Below are 4,666 nucleotides of genomic sequence, written 5' to 3' on the forward strand. Positions count from 1 at the left end.
GATCCTGCGGCAGTTGCAGAACGCGCGCTTTATCGAGTTCTCCGACCTGTTCGACACCACGCGCGGCGTGCCGGTGGTGGTGGTGAATTTCATCGCCATGCTGGAGTTGTCGCGTGAGTCGTTGATCGAAATCACCCAGGCCGAGCCCTTCGCGCCCATTTACGTGCGGCTCGCGTATTTGCCTGCCTGAGTTGCCTGCCTGAGCTGTGCCCGGCTCAAGGTCGCTATCATGTGGCCGTACGGGCGCCGCTCCGAATTCCGTCTCGCTGGCGCTCGCGCAGCACGGGCCTCATTTCGGTGCGCCCGGGCAAAGAATCCACTACAATCCCGCGCTCCGAACCTGTCATCACCGGAACGGGACTTCTGAGCGATTAAACGGGGCACGATGCGCCGTTTCTGTTCCACTCAAGTCCCGCGCCGCGCGAGGAAAACACCGTCCGATCATGAAAGTCATCAGCTCGATCCACGAATTGCGCGACCAGTTGCGCGGCCAGAACCGCACTGCGTTCGTTCCGACGATGGGCAATCTGCACGAGGGCCATCTTTCGCTGATGCGCCTCGCCCGCCAGCACGGCGACCCGGTGGTGGCGAGCATCTTCGTCAACCGGCTGCAATTCGGGCCAAACGAGGATTTCGACAAATACCCGCGCACGCTGGAAGCCGACATCGAAAAGCTGCAAAAAGAGAACGTCTACGTACTGTTTGCGCCGACCGAACGCGATCTGTATCCGGAACCGCAGGAATACCGCGTGCATCCGCCGCACGATCTGGGCGACATCCTCGAAGGCGAATTCCGGCCGGGATTCTTCCAGGGCGTGTGTACCGTCGTGATGAAGCTGATGTCGTGCGTGCAGCCGCGCGTTGCCGTGTTCGGCAAGAAGGATTACCAGCAGCTGATGATCGTGCGCCAGATGTGCAACCAGTTCGCTCTGCCGACCGAAGTGATCGCCGCCGAAACCGTGCGCGATACGGACGGCCTCGCGCTCAGTTCGCGCAACCGCTATCTGCAGGCGGCGGAACGCGCCGAAGCGCCGCGCCTCGCGGCTGAGCTGAACCGGGTCCGTGAGGCCGTGCTGGCCGGCAACCGCGATTTTGCCGCAATCGAGCGCGACGCCATGGCCGCACTCGCCGCGCGTGGCTGGCAACCGGACTATATCGCCGTGCGCAAGCGCGTGAACCTGCTGCCGCCCACCGCGCAGGACGCCGACGCGCCGCTCGTCGTGCTCGCCGCCGCCAAACTGGGCGCCACGCGCCTGATCGACAACCTCGAAATCTGACCGCCTGAACTGCTCAGGCGCGCGTCGGAAGACCCATCGGAACCGAAAAGGGACGGTTAATGCAACGTCATATGCTGAAGTCGAAGATCCACCGCGTCGCGGTCACGCACTGCGAGCTGCACTACGAAGGCTCGTGCGCGATCGACGAGGATCTGCTGGAAGCCGCGAATATCCTCGAAAATGAGCGGATCGACATCTGGAATATCAACAACGGCGAACGGTTCTCGACCTATGCGATCAAGGGCGAACGCGGCAGCGGCATGATTTCGCTGAACGGCTCGGCCGCGCGGCGTGCGCAGCTGGGCGATCTGGTGATCATCGCAGCCTTTGCGATGGTCGAGGAAGCGGAACTCAAAGCGGGCTGGAAACCCGATCTGGTGTTCGTCGACGATAACAACAAGATCAAGGGCAGCCGCGATCACGTGCCGACCCAAAGCTGGACCTGAATCCGGGCGGAGCCGGCGGGCGGGGCCGCCCTGCCCCGTTTAGCCCTTCGGCTTGCGCTCGCTCCATTCGATGATCGGCTGCCACTGCTCCAGGTCCTTCTCGACCCGGCTTTTCGCGACGTCCCACAGCGTCAGACCATGGGCCGCGGCCTGCACGTAGTTCTGTGTGTCGCGCAGGAATCCCAGCACCGGCAGCTTCAGACCTTCGACGAAACGGTGCAGTTGCTCGGCGGAGCGCGTGCGCGCGTCGACCCGCATGCCCACCACGCCGATTTCGATCGCGCCCTTCCTCACCGCCTTCTCCTTGGCGAGCCGCTCGAGAAATTCCTGGGTGGCGAGAATATCGAACATGGACGGCTGGAGCGGCACGATCACCTTGTCCGCCAGATCCAGCGCGACACCCAGCCGGTTGCCGTGCAACCCTGCGGGGGTGTCGATCACTGCGTGCTCCAACCCTTTGGGCGGCTTCGCGGGGCTCTCCAGATCCACTTCCCAGGCTTCGATGGCCGGCAGCGTGGCGGGCCGCAGGTCGAGCCACGCGTGGGCCGAGTGCTGCTTGTCCAGGTCCGCCAGCGCGACCCACTCGCCTGCGGCCGCGAAATACCCGGCCAGATTGGTCGACAGCGTGCTTTTGCCCACGCCGCCCTTCGGATTGGCCACCACGATTACCGTCATGAATACTCCCGGGAAGAAGGCTGGCGCTGCCAGCCGGTTTGCCGCGTCTAGTCAGATGTTGCGTCGACCCTGGCGATCCAGCCGTTGATAATATCGACAAATTCCTTTCCGCCGAAGCCCCCGAACGGCTATTTACGGTCGGCTTCGTACAAACTGCAATGGAACATCATGAGCAAACTGCGTAGTGACTACAGTATCGACGCCCTGCACGAACGTCAGCGAGGCAAGCTCCCCGAGCTGCTCGGACTGCGCGTCGTGGCGCTGGAAGAAGGGGCGCTCACGGCGGAATTGACCGTGCGCAGCGACCTGTTGGCGCCCAACGGATTTTTACATGCGGCGACGGTCATCGGACTGGCGGATACGGCTTGTGGGTATGCCTGTTTTGCCCATCTGCCTGAAACGGCGCGCAATTTCACCACTATCGAGCTGAAGAGCAATTTCCTCGGCACCTGCACGGAGGGGACGATCCGGGCGGTGGCGAAAGGCGTGCATCTGGGACGCACGACTCAGGTGTGGGACGCGACCGTGACCGACCCGAATGGCAAGACCATCGCGCTATTCCGCTGCACGCAGATGGTTTTGTATTGAGGGGGCTCGGGTTGAGGCGCCACGCGCCGCCGTAGATCTCCTGTCACGATCCAATGGGCATAGCGCACGCGTGCCGGGACCGCCTCACGCCATCGCTGCAAAGAGCCGCGCCAGATCGAGATGCTCGGCCAAGGTATCCGCAAGCCGGTCCAGCGACGCCTCTCGCAGCGCCGGATAATCGATCGCCTGCGGGTCGCTCAGGCCCGCCCAGGCAAGCAGCGCCGAACAGGCCTCGGGCGTATCGAACAGGCCATGCACGTAGGTCGCCAGAATCTGCCCGTCCGCCGACAACGCACCGTCCGGCCGCACGCCCGGCCCTGTGCGAAGCTGCAGCGCGGGCGTGGCCAGTGCCGGGCCAGCCGTCTCGCCCATGTGAATCTCGTAACCGGCCACGTCCGCTCCGCCCGGCAGCGTCAGGCATCCCGTAACGTTTTCCAGCGTCTTCTCGCGCGTGAGGGTGGTCGAATAATCGAGCCAGCCCAAGCCGGCGACGCTTCCCGGCGCGCCTTCGACGCCATGCGGGTCGGCCACTTCGCGCCCCAGCATCTGCATGCCGCCGCACACGCCGATCACCTTGCCGCCATAGCGCAGATGCCGCTGCAGCACCGCGTCCCAGCCCTGCGCGCGCAGAAACGCCAGATCGCCCTGCACATTCTTCGAACCGGGCAGGATGATCAGATCCGCAGCCGGCGGCTTCGTGCCGCTACGCACGTAGTGAAAATCCACCTGCGGATGGGCACGCAGTGCATCGAAATCCGTGTGATTGCTGATGTGCGGCAGCGCCGGCACGACCACCCGCAAGGTAGACCGCGCGTCGGCGCCCGCTGCCTGTGCCGAGCGCAGCTCGCGCGGCAGCATGTCTTCGGCATCGAGCGTGAGGCCATGCAGATAGGGCACGACGCCCAGCACCGGTTTGCCGGTTTTGGCTTCCAGCCAGTCCAGACCCGGTTTCAGCAAACTGACGTCGCCACGAAAGCGGTTGATGATGAAGCCGCGCACGCGCGCCTGCTCGCTCTCCGACAAGCACGCCAGCGTCCCGGTCAGATGCGCAAAAACGCCGCCGCGGTCGATATCGGCGACCAGCACCACGGGGCAATCGACAGCCTCCGCGAAGCCCATGTTGGCAATATCGCGCTCGCGCAGGTTGATCTCGGCGGGACTGCCCGCGCCTTCGACGAAGATCGTGTCGTAAACTGCCCGCAAACGCCCATAGGACTCCAGCACGGCTTCGAAGGCGAGCGGCTTGTACTCGTGATAGGCCCGCGCGTCGAGATTCGCGCGCACCTTGCCGTGGATGATCACCTGCGCGCCGCGGTCGCTGGTCGGTTTGAGCAGCACGGGGTTCAGATCCGTATGCGCCTCGATGCCGGCCGCCACCGCCTGCAGCGCCTGCGCGCGGCCGATCTCGCCGCCGTCCACGGTCACCGCGCTATTGAGCGCCATGTTCTGCGGCTTGAACGGCGCGACCCGCACCCCGGCGCGGCGCGCAAGCCGACACAGACCGGCAACCAGCGTGCTCTTGCCGGCATCGGACGTGGTGCCCTGAATCATCAGCGTGCCGCGCGGCACGGGTACAGCGTCATGCGGGGTCGAAGTGGTGGTCACGGGATGTCGGGCTCGGCGGTGAAAGATTCGATGAAACGGGCGGCGTTCAAGCGGCATGCAAGCGATGATGGAGCG

Annotated in this window: 6 protein-coding genes; 4 read left to right on the plus strand and 2 right to left on the minus strand. The window is 64.6% G+C overall.

Annotation, left to right across the window (positions count from 1 at the left end; all coding sequences use genetic code 11):
• The 3 genes from VGH41_RS00935 to panD form a co-directional block, all read left to right on the plus strand.
• The coding region (locus VGH41_RS00935; protein ID WP_331595424.1) for a segregation/condensation protein A at nt 1-190 on the plus strand (190 nt) is incomplete at its 5' end.
• A gap of 253 nt (nt 191-443) precedes the next feature.
• Nucleotides 444-1,277: a pantoate--beta-alanine ligase gene (gene panC, locus VGH41_RS00940; protein ID WP_331595425.1), complete on the plus strand. Its 834-nt coding sequence runs from the start codon at nt 444-446 to the stop codon at nt 1,275-1,277.
• Nucleotides 1,278-1,336: 59 nt separating this feature from the next.
• Entirely contained in the window at nt 1,337-1,723 is a 387-nt protein-coding gene (gene panD / locus VGH41_RS00945) for an aspartate 1-decarboxylase (RefSeq protein WP_331595426.1), read from the plus strand.
• A gap of 39 nt (nt 1,724-1,762) precedes the next feature.
• On the opposite strand, the gene VGH41_RS00950 is transcribed toward panD, so the two are convergent.
• Entirely contained in the window at nt 1,763-2,398 is a 636-nt protein-coding gene (locus VGH41_RS00950; protein ID WP_331595427.1) for a ParA family protein, read from the minus strand.
• Between the two features lie 168 nt (nt 2,399-2,566).
• Between VGH41_RS00950 and VGH41_RS00955 the strand changes: the two genes are divergently transcribed.
• The gene (locus VGH41_RS00955; protein ID WP_331595428.1) at nt 2,567-2,986 is read left to right on the plus strand and encodes a PaaI family thioesterase; all 420 of its coding nucleotides are present in this window, start codon (nt 2,567-2,569) and stop codon (nt 2,984-2,986) included.
• Nucleotides 2,987-3,070: 84 nt separating this feature from the next.
• On the opposite strand, the gene VGH41_RS00960 is transcribed toward VGH41_RS00955, so the two are convergent.
• Entirely contained in the window at nt 3,071-4,537 is a 1,467-nt protein-coding gene (locus VGH41_RS00960) for a cobyric acid synthase (protein WP_331595429.1), read from the minus strand.
• Between the last annotated feature and the right edge of the window lie 129 nt (nt 4,538-4,666).

Origin of the sequence: Paraburkholderia sp. (assembly GCF_036488795.1) — a bacterium.
Lineage (GTDB): Bacteria > Pseudomonadota > Gammaproteobacteria > Burkholderiales > Burkholderiaceae > Paraburkholderia.

Excerpts from the sequence above, each read along its gene's own strand:
- panC (WP_331595425.1), top strand. The coding sequence starts at position 444 with ATGAAAGTCATCAGCTCGATCCACGAATTGCGCGACCAGTTGCGCGGC.
- panD (WP_331595426.1), top strand. The coding sequence starts at position 1,337 with ATGCAACGTCATATGCTGAAGTCGAAGATCCACCGCGTCGCGGTCACG.
- VGH41_RS00950 (WP_331595427.1), bottom strand. The coding sequence starts at position 2,398 with ATGACGGTAATCGTGGTGGCCAATCCGAAGGGCGGCGTGGGCAAAAGC.
- VGH41_RS00955 (WP_331595428.1), top strand. The coding sequence starts at position 2,567 with ATGAGCAAACTGCGTAGTGACTACAGTATCGACGCCCTGCACGAACGT.
- VGH41_RS00960 (WP_331595429.1), bottom strand. The coding sequence starts at position 4,537 with ATGATTCAGGGCACCACGTCCGATGCCGGCAAGAGCACGCTGGTTGCC.